The 17,276-nt window shown below is 71.8% G+C and carries 17 protein-coding genes; 12 read left to right on the plus strand and 5 right to left on the minus strand.

Annotation, left to right across the window (positions count from 1 at the left end):
* Positions 1-116: 116 nt before the first annotated feature.
* The 6 genes from CCR97_RS09095 to CCR97_RS09120 all read left to right on the plus strand — a co-directional run bounded on the left by CCR97_RS09095 (position 117) and on the right by CCR97_RS09120 (position 8,054).
* Positions 117-785: a response regulator gene (locus CCR97_RS09095; protein ID WP_111358376.1), complete on the plus strand. Its 669-nt coding sequence runs from the start codon at positions 117-119 to the stop codon at positions 783-785.
* Positions 786-914: 129 nt separating this feature from the next.
* Positions 915-3,251: an ATP-binding protein gene (locus CCR97_RS09100; RefSeq protein WP_111358375.1), complete on the plus strand. Its 2,337-nt coding sequence runs from the start codon at positions 915-917 to the stop codon at positions 3,249-3,251.
* 2 nt (positions 3,252-3,253) lie between these two features.
* Entirely contained in the window at positions 3,254-5,575 is a 2,322-nt protein-coding gene (locus CCR97_RS09105) for an ATP-binding protein (RefSeq protein WP_111358374.1), read from the plus strand.
* Complete coding sequence (locus CCR97_RS09110) at positions 5,572-6,036, plus strand: response regulator (RefSeq protein ID WP_111358373.1); 465 nt, start codon at positions 5,572-5,574, stop codon at positions 6,034-6,036. The genes CCR97_RS09105 and CCR97_RS09110 overlap by 4 nt, the downstream gene beginning before the upstream one ends.
* Complete coding sequence (locus tag CCR97_RS09115) at positions 6,033-7,178, plus strand: hybrid sensor histidine kinase/response regulator (RefSeq protein ID WP_245429002.1); 1,146 nt, start codon at positions 6,033-6,035, stop codon at positions 7,176-7,178. Before CCR97_RS09110 ends, CCR97_RS09115 begins: the two co-directional genes overlap by 4 nt.
* A gap of 147 nt (positions 7,179-7,325) precedes the next feature.
* Complete coding sequence (locus CCR97_RS09120; protein WP_244670337.1) at positions 7,326-8,054, plus strand: helix-turn-helix transcriptional regulator; 729 nt, start codon at positions 7,326-7,328, stop codon at positions 8,052-8,054.
* Between the two features lie 53 nt (positions 8,055-8,107).
* Here the strand turns inward: CCR97_RS09120 and CCR97_RS09125 are convergent, their stop codons facing one another.
* From CCR97_RS09125 to CCR97_RS09140, 4 genes are read right to left on the minus strand one after another with little or no spacing between them, the layout of a single operon-like run.
* Positions 8,108-8,725: a pyridoxamine 5'-phosphate oxidase family protein gene (locus CCR97_RS09125; protein ID WP_111358372.1), complete on the minus strand. Its 618-nt coding sequence runs from the start codon at positions 8,723-8,725 to the stop codon at positions 8,108-8,110.
* Positions 8,722-9,501, minus strand: coding sequence for a DUF1045 domain-containing protein (locus CCR97_RS09130; protein WP_201159440.1), 780 nt, complete (start codon positions 9,499-9,501; stop codon positions 8,722-8,724). Before CCR97_RS09130 ends, CCR97_RS09125 begins: the two co-directional genes overlap by 4 nt.
* Positions 9,498-10,739, minus strand: coding sequence for an alpha-D-ribose 1-methylphosphonate 5-triphosphate diphosphatase (locus tag CCR97_RS09135; protein WP_111359172.1), 1,242 nt, complete (start codon positions 10,737-10,739; stop codon positions 9,498-9,500). Before CCR97_RS09135 ends, CCR97_RS09130 begins: the two co-directional genes overlap by 4 nt.
* A complete protein-coding gene (locus tag CCR97_RS09140) occupies positions 10,736-11,434 on the minus strand; it encodes an LbetaH domain-containing protein (RefSeq protein WP_111359173.1) in 699 nt (232 codons plus the stop codon). Before CCR97_RS09140 ends, CCR97_RS09135 begins: the two co-directional genes overlap by 4 nt.
* A 250-nt stretch (positions 11,435-11,684) precedes the next feature.
* Between CCR97_RS09140 and phnC the strand changes: the two genes are divergently transcribed.
* From phnC to phnE (CCR97_RS09160), 4 genes are read left to right on the plus strand one after another with little or no spacing between them, the layout of a single operon-like run.
* On the plus strand, positions 11,685-12,497 hold the full coding sequence (gene phnC, locus CCR97_RS09145; protein ID WP_111359177.1) for a phosphonate ABC transporter ATP-binding protein: 813 nt from the start codon (positions 11,685-11,687) through the stop codon (positions 12,495-12,497).
* Between the two features lie 45 nt (positions 12,498-12,542).
* Complete coding sequence (phnD, locus tag CCR97_RS09150) at positions 12,543-13,457, plus strand: phosphonate ABC transporter substrate-binding protein (protein WP_111359174.1); 915 nt, start codon at positions 12,543-12,545, stop codon at positions 13,455-13,457.
* A gap of 51 nt (positions 13,458-13,508) precedes the next feature.
* Positions 13,509-14,393: a phosphonate ABC transporter, permease protein PhnE gene (phnE, locus tag CCR97_RS09155; RefSeq protein ID WP_111359175.1), complete on the plus strand. Its 885-nt coding sequence runs from the start codon at positions 13,509-13,511 to the stop codon at positions 14,391-14,393.
* Complete coding sequence (gene phnE, locus CCR97_RS09160; RefSeq protein WP_111359176.1) at positions 14,390-15,262, plus strand: phosphonate ABC transporter, permease protein PhnE; 873 nt, start codon at positions 14,390-14,392, stop codon at positions 15,260-15,262. The genes phnE (CCR97_RS09155) and phnE (CCR97_RS09160) overlap by 4 nt, the downstream gene beginning before the upstream one ends.
* Before the next feature lie 27 nt (positions 15,263-15,289).
* Here the strand turns inward: phnE (CCR97_RS09160) and phnF are convergent, their stop codons facing one another.
* A complete protein-coding gene (gene phnF / locus CCR97_RS09165) occupies positions 15,290-16,066 on the minus strand; it encodes a phosphonate metabolism transcriptional regulator PhnF (protein ID WP_201159441.1) in 777 nt (258 codons plus the stop codon).
* Between the two features lie 186 nt (positions 16,067-16,252).
* Between phnF and phnG the strand changes: the two genes are divergently transcribed.
* A complete protein-coding gene (phnG, locus tag CCR97_RS09170) occupies positions 16,253-16,669 on the plus strand; it encodes a phosphonate C-P lyase system protein PhnG (RefSeq protein WP_111360711.1) in 417 nt (138 codons plus the stop codon).
* A 1-nt stretch (position 16,670) separates the two neighbouring features.
* Positions 16,671-17,276 carry a phosphonate C-P lyase system protein PhnH gene (gene phnH, locus CCR97_RS09175; RefSeq protein ID WP_201159442.1) on the plus strand — a complete coding sequence of 202 codons (606 nt, stop codon included), beginning with the start codon at positions 16,671-16,673 and terminating at the stop codon, positions 17,274-17,276.

A 17,276-nucleotide genomic window follows, 5' to 3' on the forward strand; every position in this document is an offset into this window, starting at 1 on the left:
GGGCCTGAGCCGGCCGCCGACGGTGCGGATTCGCGGGAGGCGGGGTCGCGTGGCGGAGGCTCGCCTATCGGGGCGCTTCCGCAGTACCATGGCGGCCCTGCACGAGGGAGACCGGCGTGTCCGCATCGACGCTGCGCATCCTGCTCGCCGACGACCACCCGGTCGTCCTGGCCGGCATCAAGGCGTTGCTGGTCGAGGATCCGGGCCTGGAGATCGTCGGCGAGGCCCGCAACGGGCGCGCTGCGCTCGCCATGGCGGTCGAGCGCACCCCGGACATCGCCGTCATCGACCTGTCGATGCCGGGACTGAACGGGATCGAGCTGGCGCGGAACATCCGGGCGCTCCGCCCGAGCTGCAAGGTCGTCGCCCTCACGGTGCACGAGGACGGCGCCTATCTGCGCCAGTGGCTCGAGGTCGGCGGGGTCGGCTACGTCCTCAAGCGCTCGGCGAGCGAGGAGCTGATGCGGGCGATCGCCGCGGTGGCGGCCGGCGGCGTCTATGTCGATCCGGCGCTCCGCGCCCGCGTCACCGGCCAGGGCACGCCCAAGCCGGCGAGCCCGGCGAGCCCGCCGGGGCTGCCGGACGCGGATCTGAGCGAGCGCGAAATCCGCGTGCTCCGGCTGACCGCCGCCGGCTACAGCAACAAGACCATCGCCGACAAGCTCCAGATCGCGGTCAAGACGGTCGAGACCTACAAGACGCGGGCCATGGCCAAGCTCGGCTTCCACACCCGGGTCGAGATCGTCCGCTATGCGCTCGGCCGGAACTGGCTGTCCGAGGACTGACGCGGTCCGAGACGATCCGGGTCCGCGCGCCGGTCGCGCGAGGCGTCGGGTTCGGCCGGATGGACGCGCCGCCGGGCCGGGCCTAATCATGGCGATCCGCCAGGTCGGCGGAGCGTTCGAAGGATCACCATGAAGGACGCGCGTGCCCTGGGCGGGCCGGACGACACCGGGGCCGCGGATCTCGCGAGCTGCGATCGCGAGCCCATTCACGTGCCGGGGGCGATCCAGCCGCACGGTCTGCTGTTCGCCTTCGCGGAAGGCGACCTGCGGACCATCAGCGTCAGCGCCAACCTGCAGGATCTGCTCGGCCTCCCCGCCGAGACTGTGCTCGACCGGCCGATCGAGGCGACCTTCGAGCCGGCGAGCGTCGAGCAACTCCGGGTCGCGCTGCGCCAGAGCGAGGGCCCCGCCGGCGTCCCGGTCGCCATGCCGCTCCGCACCGGAGGCCCGTTCGCGTTCGACGGCGTCGTCCACCGGCACGACGGCCTGGTGCTCCTGGAGTTCGAGCCGCGCGGCGAGCCGAGCGACGGCGCTCACGCCTTCTTCCGGCGCACCAGCGGGGCGATCCGCCGCCTGCAGGCGGCCCGCACGCTCGCCGACGCCTGCGCGGCGGCGGCCCGCGAGGTCCGCCAGATCACCGGCTTCGACCGCGTGAAGGTCTACCGCTTCGCCGCCGACTTCAGCGGCGAGGTGATCGCCGAGAGCCGCGACGAGGCGATCGAGTCGTTTCTCGGGCTGCACTTCCCGCCCTCCGACATCCCGGCCCAGGCGCGCGCCCTCTACGCCCTCAATCCGGTCCGCATCATTCCGGACATCGCCTATCGGCCCGCCCCGATGGCGCCGAACCGCCATCCCTCGACCGGACGGCCGATCGACCTCTCGTTCGCGGTGCTGCGCAGCGTCTCGCCGATCCATCTCGAATACATGCGGAACATGGGCATCCGCGGGACCATGTCGGTGTCGATCCTGCGCGGCGACCGGCTGTGGGGCCTGATCGCCTGCCACAACCGGCTGCCGCGCCATGTCGGCCACGACGCGCGCCAGGCCTGCGAGATGGTCGCCCAGGTGCTCGCCTGGCAGATCGGCGTGATGGAGGAGGACGCCGTCACCCGCCACAGCCTCAAGGGCAAGGCGATCCAGCGCCGGCTGCTCAGCGACATCGAGGAGCTGCGCGACCACCGCGCCGGCCTGATCGGCAACAGCGAGGCGCTCCTCGAGCTGATGGGCGCCTCCGGCCTCTGCCTCTACGGCCGCGACGGCGTGACGACGATCGGGCGGACGCCGCCGACCGCCGTGATCGAGCGGATCGTCGATTGGGCGATCCGGGCGGAGGGCGCCGAGCTGTTCCAGACCGACCGCCTGCCGCTGCTGTTCCCGGAGGCGCAGGACTACGTGGACGTCGCCGCCGGCGTGCTCGCGGTGCCGCTGTCGCGCTCGCCGCCGCACCGGGTCATGCTGTGGTTCCGCCCGGAGGTCGCTCAGACGGTGCGCTGGGGCGGCAACCCGGAGAAGGCCGTCGAGCCGGGCCCGGACGGCGCCCGCCTGCAGCCGCGCAAGTCGTTCGCGGCGTGGACCGAGGAGTCGCGCGGACGCTCGATCCCGTGGCAGCCGCACGAGATCGTCGCCGCCGTGGAGCTGCGCGAGCTCGTCATCGACGTGATCCTGCGCAAGGCCGAGGAGCTGGAGAGCGTCAACGTCCAGCTTGCCCGCAGCAACGAGGAGCTCGAATCCTTCGCCTATGTGGCGTCGCACGACCTGAAGGAGCCGCTGCGCCACATCGAGGCCTTCGCCGGCCTGCTGAGCGAATCGATCGGCCGGAGCGGCGACACGCGGCTCGGCGCCATGGTCGGCGGCATCGAGAGCTCGTCGCGGCGGCTGCGCAACCTGATCAACGACCTCGCCGAGTTCTCGCGGCTCGGCCGCCAGGCCCAGCCGCCCGCCCCGACCGCCCTCGACGAGATCGTGCGCGAGGTCATGGACGACCTGCGCCAACGGATCGACGAGACCCGGGCGACCGTCACCTGCGCGCCGCTGCCGACCGTGCAGTGCGATCGCAACCAGGTTCGCCAGGTGCTGCAGAACCTGCTCGCCAACGCGCTGAAGTACCGGCATCCCGACCGCCCCTGCACGATCCGGATCGTCGCCGAGGTCGAGACCGAGGGGCCGCATCGCGACGCCGACGCCTTCGTTCGGGTGCTCGTCGCCGACAACGGCATCGGCTTCGATCCGAAATACGCCGAGCAGGTGTTCGAGCCGTTCCAGCGCCTGCACGGACCCGACGAGTACGAGGGCAGCGGCATCGGGCTCGCGATCTGCCGCAAGATCATCCAGCGGCACGGCGGCAAGGTCGGGGTCGAGACCGCCCCCGGCGCGGGCGCGACCTTCTGGTTCTCGCTGCCGCTCGCCACCGGCCGGGACGGAGTCCCGACCTCGCCGGGCGCGTCGTCCGGCATCGACCAGGTGTGACCATGGACGATCGTCCGACACCCGAAGCCGATGCGTCGCCGGCCGTCGATCTGACGAGCTGCGACCGCGAGCCGATCCACATCCCGGGCCGCATCCAGCCGCACGGCGTCCTGCTCGCCTTCGTCGAACCGACGCTGCGCCCGGTGGCGGTGAGCGCCAATGTCGAGAGATTCGCCGGGCTGCCGGTCGAGGCGGTGCGCGACGCGCCGCTCGCGGCCTGCCTGACCGCGCCGAGCCTCGATCGCCTCGGCGCCGTGCTGGCCGGCGACGACCCGGCCGCCGCCAACCCGATCGCCATGGCGATGCGCACGGCGGACGGCGAGCGTGACGTCGACGGCATCGTGCATCGCCACGACGGGCTCACCATCCTGGAGCTCGAGCCGCGCGACGCGACGCCCCGCCCGTCGAGCGCGTTCTTCCGCGGCATCCGGGCGGCGATCCGACGGCTGCAGACCGCCACGGACCTCGCGACGGTCTGCGCCATCGCGGCCGAGGAGGTGCGCCGGATCACCGGCTTCGACCGGGTGAAGATCTACCGATTCGCCGCCGACTGGAGCGGCCAGGTGATCGCCGAGGATCGGGCCGACAGCATTCCGTCGCTGTTCGACTTCCACTTCCCGGCCTCCGACATCCCGGCCCAGTCGCGCGCCCTCTACGCGTCCAATCCGGTGCGCATCATCCCCGACATCGGCTACGCGCCGGCGCCGCTGCTGCCCGACCGCAACCCGCTCACCGGCGGGCCGATCGATCTCAGCTACGCGGTGCTGCGCAGCGTCTCGCCCGTCCATATCGAGTACATGATGAACATGGCCGTGCATGGCGCCATGTCGGTGTCGATCCTGCGCGAGGGACGGCTGTGGGGGCTGATCTCGTGCCACAACACGCGGCCGCGCTTCGTCGCCTACGAGGTCCGCCAGGCCTGCGAGCTGATCGCCCAGGTGCTGACCTGGCAGATCGCCGTCCTCGAGGAGGCGGCGATCGTCCATCACAGCGTGCGGGTGCGCGCCGTCCAGCAGCGCCTGCTGCACGGGCTCGGCAGCCAGAAGGATCTGGCCGCCGGTCTCGCCCGCGGCGCCGACGAGATGCTGTCGCTGATGAACGCCGCCGGCTTCGCCCTGTCCGGCTTCGACGGCGTCACCACGCACGGGCAGACCCTCTCCCGGACCGAGATCACGACGCTGATCGGCGCGCTGTCGCGCGGCGAGGCCCGCGACATGTTCGAGACCGATTGCCTTGGCGCCAGCATCCCGGCCGTGGCGGCCGACCCGACGCGGGTGAGCGGGGTGCTCGCGGTGCCGCTCGGCCGCGCCTCGACCTACTACATGCTCTGGTTCCGGCCGGAGGTGGCCCAGACGGTCACCTGGGGCGGCGACCCGCACAAGCCGGTGCGCATCGGGCCGCTCGGCGGACGGCTGCAGACCCGTGCCTCCTTCGATGCATGGCGCGAGGTGGTGCGGGGCCGGTCGCGCCCGTGGCAACCGCACGAGATCGTCGCCGCCATCGAGATCCGCGACCTCGTCGTCGACGTGATCCTCAGCAAGGCCGAGGAGCTCGAAGGCGTCAATCGCCAGCTCGCCCGCAGCAACGACGAGCTCGAGTCCTTCGCCTATGTGGCGTCGCACGACCTCAAGGAGCCGCTGCGCCACATCGAGGCCTTCGCGGGCCTGTTGAAGGAGTCGCTGCCGCCGGACTCGGAAGGACGGCTCGGCGCCATGGTGAGCGGCATCGAGACCTCGTCGCGCCGCCTGCGCGCCCTCATCAACGACCTCGCCGAGTATTCGCGGGTCGGACGGCAGGCGCGGCCGCTCGCCGCGGTGCCGCTCGACGAAGTGCTGGCCGACGTGCTGGCCGACCTTCGCCCGGTGCTGGAGGAGACCGGTGCGCGCGTCACGGCAACCAGCCTGCCGGTGGTGCTGTGCGATCGCAGCCAGATTCGGCAGGTCCTGCAGAACCTGATCTCCAACGCCCTCAAGTATCGCCATCCGGAGCGCGCGCCCGCGGTCGCGGTGAGCGGGGCGATCGAGGCCGGCGCGGCGGTCGACCATGATCGTCCGGCATCCGGCGAGCCGGACCGGCACGTGCGGATCGCCGTGACGGACAACGGCATCGGCTTCGACGAAAAGTATCGCGAGCAGATCTTCGAGCCGTTCCAGCGGCTGCACGGTCCCGACGAGTACGAGGGGACCGGCATCGGGCTCGCCATCTGCCGCAAGATCGTCCAGCGCCACGGCGGCGCGATCTCGGCCGAGAGCGTCGCCGGCACCGGCGCGACCTTCACGTTCACGCTGCCGATCCGCAGCCTCGACGACGGAGACCGACCGTGACGTGCCGCGAGGGCAACCCGCCGACCGTGCTGGTCGCCGAGGACCACAACCACGACAAGTTCATCCTCCAGGAGGTCTTCTCGCGCGCCGGCGTGCGGGCCGACCTGCGCTTCGTCAGCGACGGCGAGCAGATGCTCGACTACCTGCACCGGCGCGGCGCCTTCGCGGCGCCGGGCGCCGCGCCACCGCCGAGCCTCGTGCTGCTCGACCTCAACATGCCGCGGCTGGACGGTCGCAAGGTCATCCGGCTCGTCCGCGCCGACGAGAGCCTGCGCCACCTGCCCGTCATCGCGCTGTCGACCTCGGAAAGCCCGAAGCACATCACCGAGGCCTATGCGAGCGGCATCAACGCCTATCTGGTCAAGCCCGCCAACATTCCCGACTACGTCGCCAAGATCTCCTCGCTCTGGGGCTTCTGGATGTCGGCCGCCTCGCTCCCCGCCGTCGAGGGCCGGCCGTGACGACGTCGGGCCGCGCCCTGCTGGTCGACGACGCGGAGATCGAGTTTCTCACGCTCGAGCGCATGCTGCGCCGGCTGCCGGGACGGCGGCGCGCGCTCGACTGGGTCGCGAGCTACGCGGCCGGGCTCGCCGCCGTCGAGCAGGACGCGCACGACCTCTACTTCGTCGACATCCGGCTCGGCCCGGAGAGCGGCCTCGGCCTGATCCGCGAAGCGCGCCGGCGCGGCATCCTCAAGCCGATGATCGTGCTGACCGGATTCGCCAGCGACGAGGTCGACCGCGCCGCCACCGAGGCCGGCGCCAACGACTACCTGGTCAAGGGCGAGTTCGACCACGCGCTGCTGGAGCGCACGATCCGCTACGCCGAGCGCAACGCACGCGACCTCATCGAGCTCGACCGTCGCCTCGCCGAGAGCGAGCGGGCGACCCGCGCGCTGAAGGTGCAGACCGAGCGGCGGGCCCGCGCCGAAGCCGAGCTGTCCGAGGTGCTGCGCCGGATCGTCGACGACCAGGAGACCGAACGGCGACGGCTCGCGCGCGAGCTGCACGACAGCCTCGGCCAGTCGCTGACGCTCCTTCAGCTCGGCCTCGACGCGATGGCGCGGACGCTCGCCGGCGACGGCGACATCCGCCGCGAGATCGCCTCGCTGCGGGAGCTCAGCGTCCGGGTCAGCGAGGACGTGAACCGGCTCGCCTGGGAGATCCGTCCGACCGCGCTCGACGATCTCGGCCTGCAGGAGGCGATCCGCCAGGTGCCGGCCGAGTGGCAGTCGCGCTGCGACCTCGCCTTCGAGACGCACCTCGCCCTCGACCGGCGCCTCCCCCCCGAGGTGGAGACCACGCTCTACCGCGTCGTCCAGGAGGCGATCACCAACGTGGTGCGGCATGCCGGGGCGAGCCGGATCGGCATCATTCTCGACGCAACGACCGAGGAGGTCCGGCTGATCGTCGAGGACGATGGCCGCGGGTTCCCGACCGAGGATGCGGCGCAGGCCGGCGCATCGTCGCGGCGCCTCGGCCTGCTCGGGATCCGCGAGCGACTCTCGCTGGTCGGCGGATCGCTGGAGATCGAATCGAAGCGCGGGCGCGGCAGCACCCTGTTCGCCCGCGTGCCGCTGCGATCGGCCCCGCCCCGGCCCTGAATAGTCCCACGCGGTAGGCGCACCCGCCCTGTAGGAGTAAGGGCGGAGGTCCCTACTCCCCCTGGCCCCAACCCGTATTGTCGGCTGCACGACGATGCAGGATCCGGGTCTGTTCGAAGGCTCGGTCCAGCATCTCCGGAGCTGGCCATGAGTGGGGACGCGAGAGTCCGATTACCGCCCGAGACGCTGGTCGTCGGCATCGCCGTGCTGACGCCGGAGGGCACGTTCGTCGAGCGGAACGCGGCATGGCGGAGCATGGACCTCGCGCCCGGCCGCGACGGCTCGGCCATCGGCGGCGACTCCGCCTTTCTGCGGAGCACCTGGATCGATCAGGCGCTCCACCTCCGCGACGTGATCGCCGGCCGCTGCAAGCTGTTCACCTGCCTCCAGGACGATCACGCCACGGCGGGCCGGACCTTGCTGGTCGCGATGCCGCGGGGCACGGAGCCGCCCCATGCCCTCACCCTGCTCCGCCTGAGCATGCAGGGCCTGCTGCCGATCGATCCGCTCGGCGGCGATTTGGGGTCCGCCAGCATCCCGGAGCCACGCTTCGTGATGGATCTGCTCGTGCGCACCATCGAGGACACGATCCAGACCGCCATCGGCTCGCGCACCGTACGGGCGGACGCCTGCCCCGTCCCCGCGTCGCCCGCCGGCGCCGACGACACTCACGTGGCGATCCTGAGGTTCCTGACCCCGCGGCAACGCGAGATCCTCCGCCTCATGGGGATCGGACAGTCCAACGCCGAGATCGCCGAGCAGCTCGGCATCTCGATGAACACGGTCAAGCTCCACGTCTCGGCGATCCTGCGCCGCCTCGACCTGAAGAGCCGAATGCAGGCGATCGCGCTCGGCGCCCGCATCTCTCGGCTCTGAACCCGGCCCTTCGGCTCGATTCGGCGCGCCGCGCGACGGAGCCGGGACGGCTCTCACCAGAGCGAGGCCTTGGCCCGCTCGGGCCAGGCCTGGTCGTAGGCGTCGCCGCCGACGCGCTGCTCGCTGAGCACGGCGAGGATGCGCCCGGGGGACGGCAGCGTCGCCGGATCCACCTGCGCGGCCGGATCCCACAGCGCCGAGCGAACGATCGCCCGCGCGCACTGGAAGAACACCGTCTCGACGTCGACGATCATCACGGTGCGGGGCGGCTTGCCGCCGACCGCGAAGGACGCGAGCAGCGCCGGATCCGCCGTGAGGCGGGCGCGGCCGTTCACCCGCAGCGTGTTGCCGAAGCCCGGGATCAGGAACAGGAGCCCGACCCGCGGGTCGCGCACCACGTTGCGCAGCGAGTCGATGCGGTCGTTGCCGCGGCGGTCGGGCAGCATCAGCGTGCGCGCGTCGTGGATGCGGACCACCTCGCCGGCGCGGTCGCCGCGCGGCGAGCAGTCGGCGCCTTCGGGACCGACCGTGGCGAGCACCACGAAGGGCGACGCGGCGATCAGCTGCCGATACTCCGGGGTGATGTGGTCGACCTCCTTGGCGGTCGAGGTCTCGCCCGGCGTTCCGTACAACGCCTCGAGCTCGGCGACCGTCGCGATGATCTTCGTCATGACGTATGCGCTCCGACATGCGGGATCGTGCCCCGCGCAGCATCCGTGTGCCCGCCCGACAGCACGGCATCGTGGACGACCCGGAACGGCGCGTCGGCCCCCTCCTGACGCGACAGCACGATGCGGTCGATGGTCAGCGCTCCGGCCTCGGTCACCGGGGCGAGCAGCGCCGCCAGCTTCGCGACGACGGCGTCGCGGCGCTCCGCCGCGATCGGGCCGGTGAGCGTCATGTGGAAGCGGAAGTCGTCGAAGACGTAGGGATAGCCCCAGCGATCGAGATGCTCGCGCTCGCGCGGCGACAGCGGCGCCGCGAGCCGACGGGCCCGGTCGGCATCGCTCAGGGGCGCGCGAAAAGCGTCGAGCCGGGTCACGCAGTCGGCGGCGAGCCGGTCGAGCGCGGCGTCGCGGACCGCCGGCACGACGGCGACGAAGTCGCCCAGCGCGCGCACCACCGGACGGATTACCACGGGCGCGCGCGGCTCCCGCGCCAGCGCGTCGACGGCCCGCACGAGCCCCTCCTCGCCGCATCCGGGGGCGAGACGGAACGGCGCCTTGAGGGTGGCGTGAAAGCCGTAACGCCGCGCCGGCGCGACGAGCGCGGCCCAGTCGGCCGGCAGGTCGACGCCGCTGGGCGGCGCGAGATCGTCGCCGCTGCGGCAGTCGTAGCCGAGCAGCGCGCTACCCAGGCGAAACAGCGGGCTGTCGGCGGACGGCACGAAATAGATCGCCCAGCGGGGCGAGCGGTCCTGACGTGGGTCTCGGACGGACGGGGTCATGCGCAGGTCCCGATGCGGTGCGGCGAGGCGACAGCATGCCGGAACCGACCGGGCTCGGCGAGATGGACGACGCGGCCCGCCACGACGGTCGCGACCACCCGGGGCGCCGCCGCATGGCGCCGGTCGATCAGGACGAGGTCGCCGCGGCAGCCCGCAGCGATGCGGCCGCGGTCGGCGAGGCCCGCCGCGCGGGCCGGCGCCTCGGCGATCAGCGACCAGGCGGCGGCGAGCGGCAGCGTGCCGGAGGCATCGAGGCGGAACGCCGCCAGCAGCGGCGCCGGATGATAGTAGTCGGAGGCGAGCACGGTGCAGAGGCCGAGCCGGATCATCTCGGTCGCGCTGGTCCAGCCGGTGTGGCTGCCGCCCCGGACCACGTTGGGGGCGCCGAACACGATCTCGTCGCCGTGCGCCGCGGCCTCGGCGGCCGCCTCCACGGTGGTCGGGAACTCGGCGACCCGGCAGCCGAGCGCGCGATACCACGCACGCTGCTCCGGGCTGGTGTCGTCGTGCGACAGCAGCGGTACGCCGTGCGCGAGCGCGACGCCGGCCAGGCGTTCGATCGCGCCGGAGACCTCGTGGCGCCGCGCCACGACGCGCGCGACGAGCTGCATGAACGCCTCGTGCGACAGGCCGGAACGCTCGACCATGCGGGCGAGCTTGGCGGCGCGGCCGGTCGCCTCCACGGTCAGGGTCATGTGGTCGTTGAAGGCGAGGATGTCGATCCGGCGGGCCGCGAGCCAGTCGGCGATCTCCGCTTCGGCGTCGAGATTGAACGTCTCGTGCCGCAGGTGCAGGCGGGTGTCGGCGGCGAGCCCCGGACGCAGGTCCTCGATGGCGGCGACGAGCCGCCGCGCATTGTCGGCCCCGCGCAGCCCCGGCTCCCACGACCAGGTGACGCCGTGGAACACCGTGGTGATTCCGTTGGCGACGACCTGCCGGTCGGTCTCGTGCAGGGCGACGTCGAGCGGAAAGTCGACGCCCGGCCGCGGCATGATCTGCCGCTCGAAGGCATCGCCGTGAATGTCGACGATGCCGGGCAGGACCAGGAGCCCGGTCGCGTCGAGGATCGGTCCGCCGGCGTCGCGTGCGGCCGCGTCACGCGCGGCCGCGGCGATCGATCCGTCCGCCATGACCGCCACGGTGGCGTCGGTGAAGCGCCCGTCGATCAGGACGGCGCCGCCCGTGACGACGAGGGCGGCACCCGCGTCGTCACGCTCTCGAAACGCCCCGCCCGTCACGCCGTCACCTCGCGCTCGCCGCGGCCGCCCTGATCGTCGTCGCTGCCGATCATGACCGCCCGCAGCTCCGCGAGGGACCGGCTCTCGTACGTGTCGAGGAAGGCTTCGATCGACAGCGCCCGAAAATCCGGCAGCGCGAGATGCAGCGCCTCGTGACTCCAGTCCCACCAGGCGAGCCTGATCAGCCTCGCCGCGATGTCGTCCTCGAACCGCCGGCGCACGATCCGGGCCGGATTGCCGACGACGATCGCGTAATCGGGCACGTCCTTGCTGACCACGGCATTGGCCGCGACCACCGCACCGGTGCCGATGCGGCGGCCGGCCAGGACGACGGCACCGTGGCCGATCCACACGTCGTGCCCGATGGTGACGTGACGGCTGCGCCGCCAGGCGAAGAACGCCGCCTCGTCGGTCTCGCCGGGAAAGTAGGCGCTGGCCCGATAGGTGAAGTGCGACTGGCTGGCGCGCTGCATCGGGTGGTTGCCGGGATTGATCCGGGTCATCGCCGCGACCGAGCAGAACTTGCCGATCGTCGTGTAGGCGATGTCGCTGTCGTTGACGACGTAGGAGTAGTCGCCAAGCTCCGCCTCCAGCAGTTTCGTCCGGGCGCCGACCTCGGTGAAGCGACCGAGCCGGCTGTCGCGCACGTCGGCGCTCGGGTCGATCAGCGGAACCGGAGACAGCGTCTTGCTCATGGTGGAATCCTTTTCGCCCGGGCGGCCGGAACGCTGGACACGCCGTCGTGACAAGCCGATGTCGGCGCGATGACGGAACGCTGACCGTCCCCGATCCCACCCGGTCCGCAAGGCCGTCCGCGAGGCGGCACGCGACATCGTCTCCCCGCAGCGACGCACGCCTGTCATATCGAGAGCCGATCATCCGCCGCATGCATCGGCCGTCCCATCGAACCTCCCATCGATGGGCCGGCGCACGAAGGGGTCGCTGATGCTCGTCGTCGAAGGCCTGTCCCGTCGTTTCGGCGTCCACACCGCGGTGGCGGACGCGTCGTTCGAGATCGAGCGCGGCGCGTTCGTCGGCGTGATCGGCCGCTCGGGCGCCGGAAAGTCGACGCTGCTGCGGATGATCAACCGGCTGATCGATCCGAGCGAGGGCCGCATCGTGTTCGACGGCGTCGAGGTGACGGCGTTGTCGGGGCGCGACCTGCGCCTGTGGCGCCGCCGCGCCGCGATGATCTTCCAGCAGTTCAATCTGGTCGGCCGGCTCGACGTGCTGACCAACGTTCTGATGGGGCGCGTCGCCACGGTGCCGTCGTGGCGCGCCGTGGTCGGCGCCTGGCCGGACGCCGACAAGGCGATCGCCCTCTCTGCGCTGGAACAGTTCGACATCGCCGGCCTCGCGGCGCAGCGCACCGAGACGTTGTCGGGCGGCCAGCAGCAGCGCGTCGCGATCGCCCGCGCCCTGGTGCAGGAGCCGGAGCTGATTCTCGCCGACGAGCCGATCGCCTCGCTCGACCCCCGCAACACCCGCGTCGTGATGGACGCGCTGCTGCGCATCAACAAGCATCTCGGCATCACGGTGCTGTGCAACCTGCACTCGCTCGACATCGCCCGCGACTATTGCGACCGGCTGATCGGCATGGCGGCCGGTGCCGTCGTGTTCGACGGCGCGCCGGCGCAGCTCACCGACGCGCTGGCACGGGAGATCTACGGTCTCGAGGCCGCCGACGTGATCGATCACGCGCCCGGGCTCGATCCGGTGCGCCCCGGAGCACCGGTCGGCGAAGCCGCCGCGGCCTGACCCCCTCCCGTTTCTTCCCCTGACGACGACCACAGGAGACGTCGCATGCTCGACCGTCGCATCGTTCTCGCCGGCGCGCTCGCCGCCGCGCTCGCCGCACCCGCGGCGCTGGCGCAGGACTACAAGGCGCAGGTTCCGGAGTTGATCTTCGCCAAGGTCCCGGACGAGAACGCCTCCGGCACCACCGACCGCTGGACGCCGTTCGTCAACTATCTCGCCAAGGAGCTCGGCGTGAAGGTGACGCTGCGCATCGCCAACGACTACGCCGCCGTGGTCGAGGGGCAGCGCGCCGGCAACATCCACATCGCGATGTACGGCCCGGCCTCGTATGCGCGCGCCGTCATCACCGGGGCCCAGATCGAGCCCTTCGCCATCGAGGTCAGCGCCGACGGCACCAAGGGCTACTATTCGGTGCTCTACGTGAAGGCCGAGTCCCCGTACAAGAGCATCCAGGATCTGAAGGGCAAGAACCTCTGCCTGGTCGACCCGAACTCGACCTCCGGCAACAACGTGCCGCGCTACGCCATGCACAAGATGGGGCTCGACCCCGACAGCTTCTTCGCCAAGGTCGTCTATGCCGGCAGCCACGAGAACGCGGTGATCGGCGTGCAGCAGGGTACCTGCGACGCCGCCTTCAACTGGTGGAACGACGAGACCGAGTCGAACCTCAACCGCATGGCCCGCAAGGGCATGGCTAAGGCCGAGGACTTCCGCATCGTCTTCAAGTCGGATCTGATCGTGAACTCGCCGATGGCCTATCTGACGGCGCTGCCGGCGAGCCTCAAGACGGCGATCCGCGACGCCGTGCTCAATGTCGCGACCAAGGACAAGGCCGCCTTCGACGCCATCTACGACGGCAAGCAGCTCCCGTTCCAGGCGGTCAGCCACAAGGACTACGAGCCGGTGATCGAGCTGGTGCGGTTCGTCGACGACCTGCGCAAGAAGAAGAAAGCCTCCTGATCCGCGGACCGGGGCCGTCCCCGGACGGCCTCGATCCCGAAACGTCCCGCCATGGTCTCCGCCGTCGTCATCCTCGGTTCCGAGCAGCTCGAACGGGCGGCGGCGCAGTACCGCGCCGCCGTCGCGGCGCGGCGTCTGCGGACCCTTCTCGGCCTCGCGATCCTGACAGTCGCGATCGGGCTCGCGGCCATGGCCGGCGAGGTCGATCCCGCCAAGCTCGCGGCCAACGCCCATCGCCTGCCGGCTTATGTCTGGAACTTGGTGCCGCCGCTGACCTGGCGCAATCTCGGCGCCGATCTCGCCGAGTGGTTCTGGAACCTCGACGGCTGGCTCGGGCTGCTCGTCGACACGCTGCTGATCGCCTGGCTGGGCACGCTCGCCGGCGGCATCGGAGCCTTCGTGCTCTGCTTCCTCGCCGCCGCGAATCTCGAGCGGCGCGGGATCGTTCGGGTCGTCACCCGGCGGCTTCTTGAGTTCTGCCGCACCGTCCCCGAGATGGTGTTCGCGCTCCTGTTCGTGATCGCCTTCGGGCTCGGCGCCCTGCCCGGCGTGCTGGCGCTCGCGATCCATTCGACCGGCGCGCTCGGCAAGCTGTTCGCCGACGTGGTGGAGAACATCGACATGAAGCCGGTGGAGGGCGCGACGGCGGCCGGGGCCACGCGGATCGCCGCCATTCGGCTCGCCGTGCTGCCCCAGGTGCTGTCGAGCTTCGCCTCCTACGCGCTGCTGCGCTTCGAGATCAACGTGCGGAGCGCCGCCGTGATGGGCTTCGTCGGCGCCGGCGGCATCGGCCAGGACCTGATGGTGGCGATCCGCAAGTTCTACTACACCGACGTCTCCGCCATCCTGGTGCTGATCATCGCCACCGTGATGATCATCGATCTCGTCACCGAGCGGCTGCGTCACCGGCTGATCGGCTGGGAGCGGCGCGCATGAACCCGGTGGATCTGCCGCCCCGCGCCGCCACCGCCGACCTCGCCGCGCTGCGCCGACGGCATCCCCGGGCGTTCGCGCCGGCGGGCGTGTGGACCCCGACGGGCGCCGCCGTGCTCGTCGTGATTCTCGCCGTGACCGCGGTCGCGATCTGGCGCCTCGACATCTCGGTGGCGCGGCTCGGATCGGGCCTCGTGCAGATCGTCGGCATTCTCGGGGCGATGTTTCCGCCGAGCCCCGGACCGCACCTCGCCGTGTTCCTTCACGCGCTGGCCGAGACGCTGGCGATCGCGCTGCTCGGGACGCTCGGCGGCGCCGTGCTCGCCGCCCCGCTCGGCTTCCTCGCCGCCAAGAACGTCATCCCCAACGTCTTCGCGCATTTCGCCGTGCGGCGCGGGCTCGACACCATCCGCGGCGTCGACGTGCTGATCTGGGCGCTGATCTTCATCAACGTCGTCGGCCTCGGGCCGTTCGCCGGCATTCTGGCCATCGCCATGTCGGACACCGGCTCGCTCGCCAAGCTGTTCTCCGAGGCGATCGAGAACGCCGACCGCAAGCCGGTCGACGGGGTCGTCTCTACCGGCGCCTCGCCCGTGCTGGCAGTGAGGTACGGGCTCCTGCCGCAGGTGCTGCCCGTGATGGCGAGCCAGGTGCTCTACTACTTCGAATCCAACACCCGCTCCGCCACCATCATCGGCATCGTCGGCGCCGGCGGCATCGGCCTCCATCTCGCCGAGCAGATCCGGGTTCTGGAATGGAACAAGGTGGCGTTCCTGGTGCTGATGATCCTGGTCACGGTCGCGGCCATCGACGCGGTGTCGAGCCGGCTGCGCTTCGCGATCATCGGCCGCAGCGCCATGGTGATCGACTGAGCCTCGATCCGGTTGATCAGTCCGCCGTCAGCTCTCGATCACCAGCTCGACCCGCTCGGCCGCGAAGCGCGTGCGGGTGACGACGACGGGCGTGCCCTCGGCGTCGACGTCGACGCTGTCGACCACCAGCACGGGCCGTCCGGCCGCGAGGTCGAGATGGACGGCGTCGTGAAGGTCGGCCTCCCCGGCCGTCACCCGCGTGCTGGCACGGCGATAGTCGCCGACCCCGAAATGCGCCAGCGTGCGGGTCATCGATCGTTTCGCGGCGTAGACGGCGCCGGCCGCGGGACAGCGCGCCGCCGGCAGCCACGACGTGGCGACGCACAGGACGACGCCGTCGGCGTGGCGCGACAGCTCGAGGCGCACGACCGGCGCGCCGGCGGCGAGGCCGAGACGGCGCGCCACGTCGGCGGAGGCCGGCTCCGTCGTCGTGGCGATCAGCCGGCCGCCGGGCTGGCGGCCGCTCGCCCCGACGTTCTCGGAAAACCGCGTGCGCGGCCGGATCGGATAGGCCAGCCGCGTCGATTCGACGAAGGTGCCGCTGCCGCGCGTCGCGCGAACCAGCCCGCGCGCGCGCAGCGCCGCCAGCGCGCGGCGCACGGTGTGGCGGTTGACGCCGAACTGCGCCGCGATCGCAGCCTCGGTCGGCAGCTGCGTGCCGGCCGGATAGATGCCGCGGGCGATCGCGCCGGCGAGATGGTCGGCCACCCGGCGCCACAACGCGAGGCCGTCCTCGTCGGTCCGGCGCGCGCCGGTGCCGCCGCGGGTGCGGGTCGTCGACGGGGGAACGGGAGCGGTCGTCATCAAACGGTCGCGCTTGCGGATTAGGAGTTGTCTATTAGCATAGACAACTCGGCGACGCCACCGGATCCCGACGTGACCACCACCCCCCTCGATGCGACACCGTCGCGCGGCACGACCGATGCGAGCCAGACCGCGGGCCGGACCCTGGACCGCGGTACCGTCTCGATCGAGGCGCGTCGTGCCGCCATGGCCGTGCTGGTCGAGGCTGAGGCCGCCGACATCGCCGCACGTCTCGACACGCTCGGCCCGCTGCCGGCGCACGACGACATCCGCCGGCCCGAGGCGGGCCTCGTGATGGTGCAGGGCCGCATCGGCGGCGACGGACGCGCCTTCAATCTCGGCGAGGCGACGGTGACGCGCACCGCGGTCCGGCTCGCCGGCGGCGAGGTCGGCTTTTCCTGCGTGCTCGGCCGGGACGGCGCCAAGGCGCGGCTCGTCGCGCTGTGCGATGCGCTGATGCAGAGCGACCTTTGGCGTACCGCCGTCGAGACGCGGGTCGTCGCACCGTTGCGCGAAACGCTCGAGGCGGCGGAGCGGACCGAGGCGGCCCGGACGGCGGCGACGCGCGTCGACTTCTTCACGCTCGTGCGCGGGGAGGACTGAGATGGACGCGCGCCTGTCGCCCGGCTTTCGCGATCCGGTGAACGCCGCCCACGCGGTGTTCCGTGCCGTGATGGATGCGCTGGCGCGGCCCGGCGCGGTCGTGCCGCTCGGTGAGTTCGCGGCCCTCGCCCCGCCGGCACCGCTGCGCGCCGGTGCGGCCGCAGTCGCGCTGACGCTCTTCGACCAGGACACGCCGGCGTGGCTCGACCCGCCGCTCGCCGCCGCGCCCGCCGTCGCCGCGTGGCTGCGCTTCCACACCGGCGCGCCGGTGGTCGACGATCCGGCCGCGGCGTCGTTCGCCTTCGTGTCGGACCCGACGGCGATGCCCTCGTTCGGCTCCTTCGCGCCGGGCACGCCCGACTATCCGGACCGCTCGGCGACCGTGATCCTGCAGGTCGACGATTTCGCGCACGGTCCGCCGCTGATTCTCGCCGGCCCCGGCATCCCGGGCTGCCGCACCCTGCAGGCGACGCCGCTGCCCGACGACATCGCCGCGCGCCTCGTCGCCAACCGGGCGCTGTTCCCGTGCGGCATCGACCTCGTGCTGGCGACCGACACGGCCGTCGCGGCGCTGCCGCGCTCGGTGACGCTCGGCGAGGGGACCTGA

The sequence above is a fragment of the Rhodoplanes elegans genome, assembly GCF_016653355.1.
GTDB classification, from domain to species: domain Bacteria; phylum Pseudomonadota; class Alphaproteobacteria; order Rhizobiales; family Xanthobacteraceae; genus Rhodoplanes; species Rhodoplanes elegans.

Bases quoted from the DNA above. Each gene is read 5' to 3' on its own strand.
- phnE (WP_111359176.1), top strand. From the start codon at position 14,390: ATGAACCCGGTGGATCTGCCGCCCCGCGCCGCCACCGCCGACCTCGCC.
- CCR97_RS09140 (WP_111359173.1), bottom strand. From the start codon at position 11,434: ATGAGCAAGACGCTGTCTCCGGTTCCGCTGATCGACCCGAGCGCCGAC.
- CCR97_RS09105 (WP_111358374.1), top strand. From the start codon at position 3,254: ATGGACGATCGTCCGACACCCGAAGCCGATGCGTCGCCGGCCGTCGAT.
- phnE (WP_111359175.1), top strand. From the start codon at position 13,509: ATGGTCTCCGCCGTCGTCATCCTCGGTTCCGAGCAGCTCGAACGGGCG.
- CCR97_RS09125 (WP_111358372.1), bottom strand. From the start codon at position 8,725: ATGACGAAGATCATCGCGACGGTCGCCGAGCTCGAGGCGTTGTACGGA.
- phnF (WP_201159441.1), bottom strand. From the start codon at position 16,066: ATGACGACCGCTCCCGTTCCCCCGTCGACGACCCGCACCCGCGGCGGC.
- phnD (WP_111359174.1), top strand. From the start codon at position 12,543: ATGCTCGACCGTCGCATCGTTCTCGCCGGCGCGCTCGCCGCCGCGCTC.
- phnG (WP_111360711.1), top strand. From the start codon at position 16,253: ATGGCCGTGCTGGTCGAGGCTGAGGCCGCCGACATCGCCGCACGTCTC.
- phnH (WP_201159442.1), top strand. From the start codon at position 16,671: ATGGACGCGCGCCTGTCGCCCGGCTTTCGCGATCCGGTGAACGCCGCC.
- phnC (WP_111359177.1), top strand. From the start codon at position 11,685: ATGCTCGTCGTCGAAGGCCTGTCCCGTCGTTTCGGCGTCCACACCGCG.
- CCR97_RS09100 (WP_111358375.1), top strand. From the start codon at position 915: ATGAAGGACGCGCGTGCCCTGGGCGGGCCGGACGACACCGGGGCCGCG.
- CCR97_RS09120 (WP_244670337.1), top strand. From the start codon at position 7,326: ATGAGTGGGGACGCGAGAGTCCGATTACCGCCCGAGACGCTGGTCGTC.
- CCR97_RS09130 (WP_201159440.1), bottom strand. From the start codon at position 9,501: ATGACCCCGTCCGTCCGAGACCCACGTCAGGACCGCTCGCCCCGCTGG.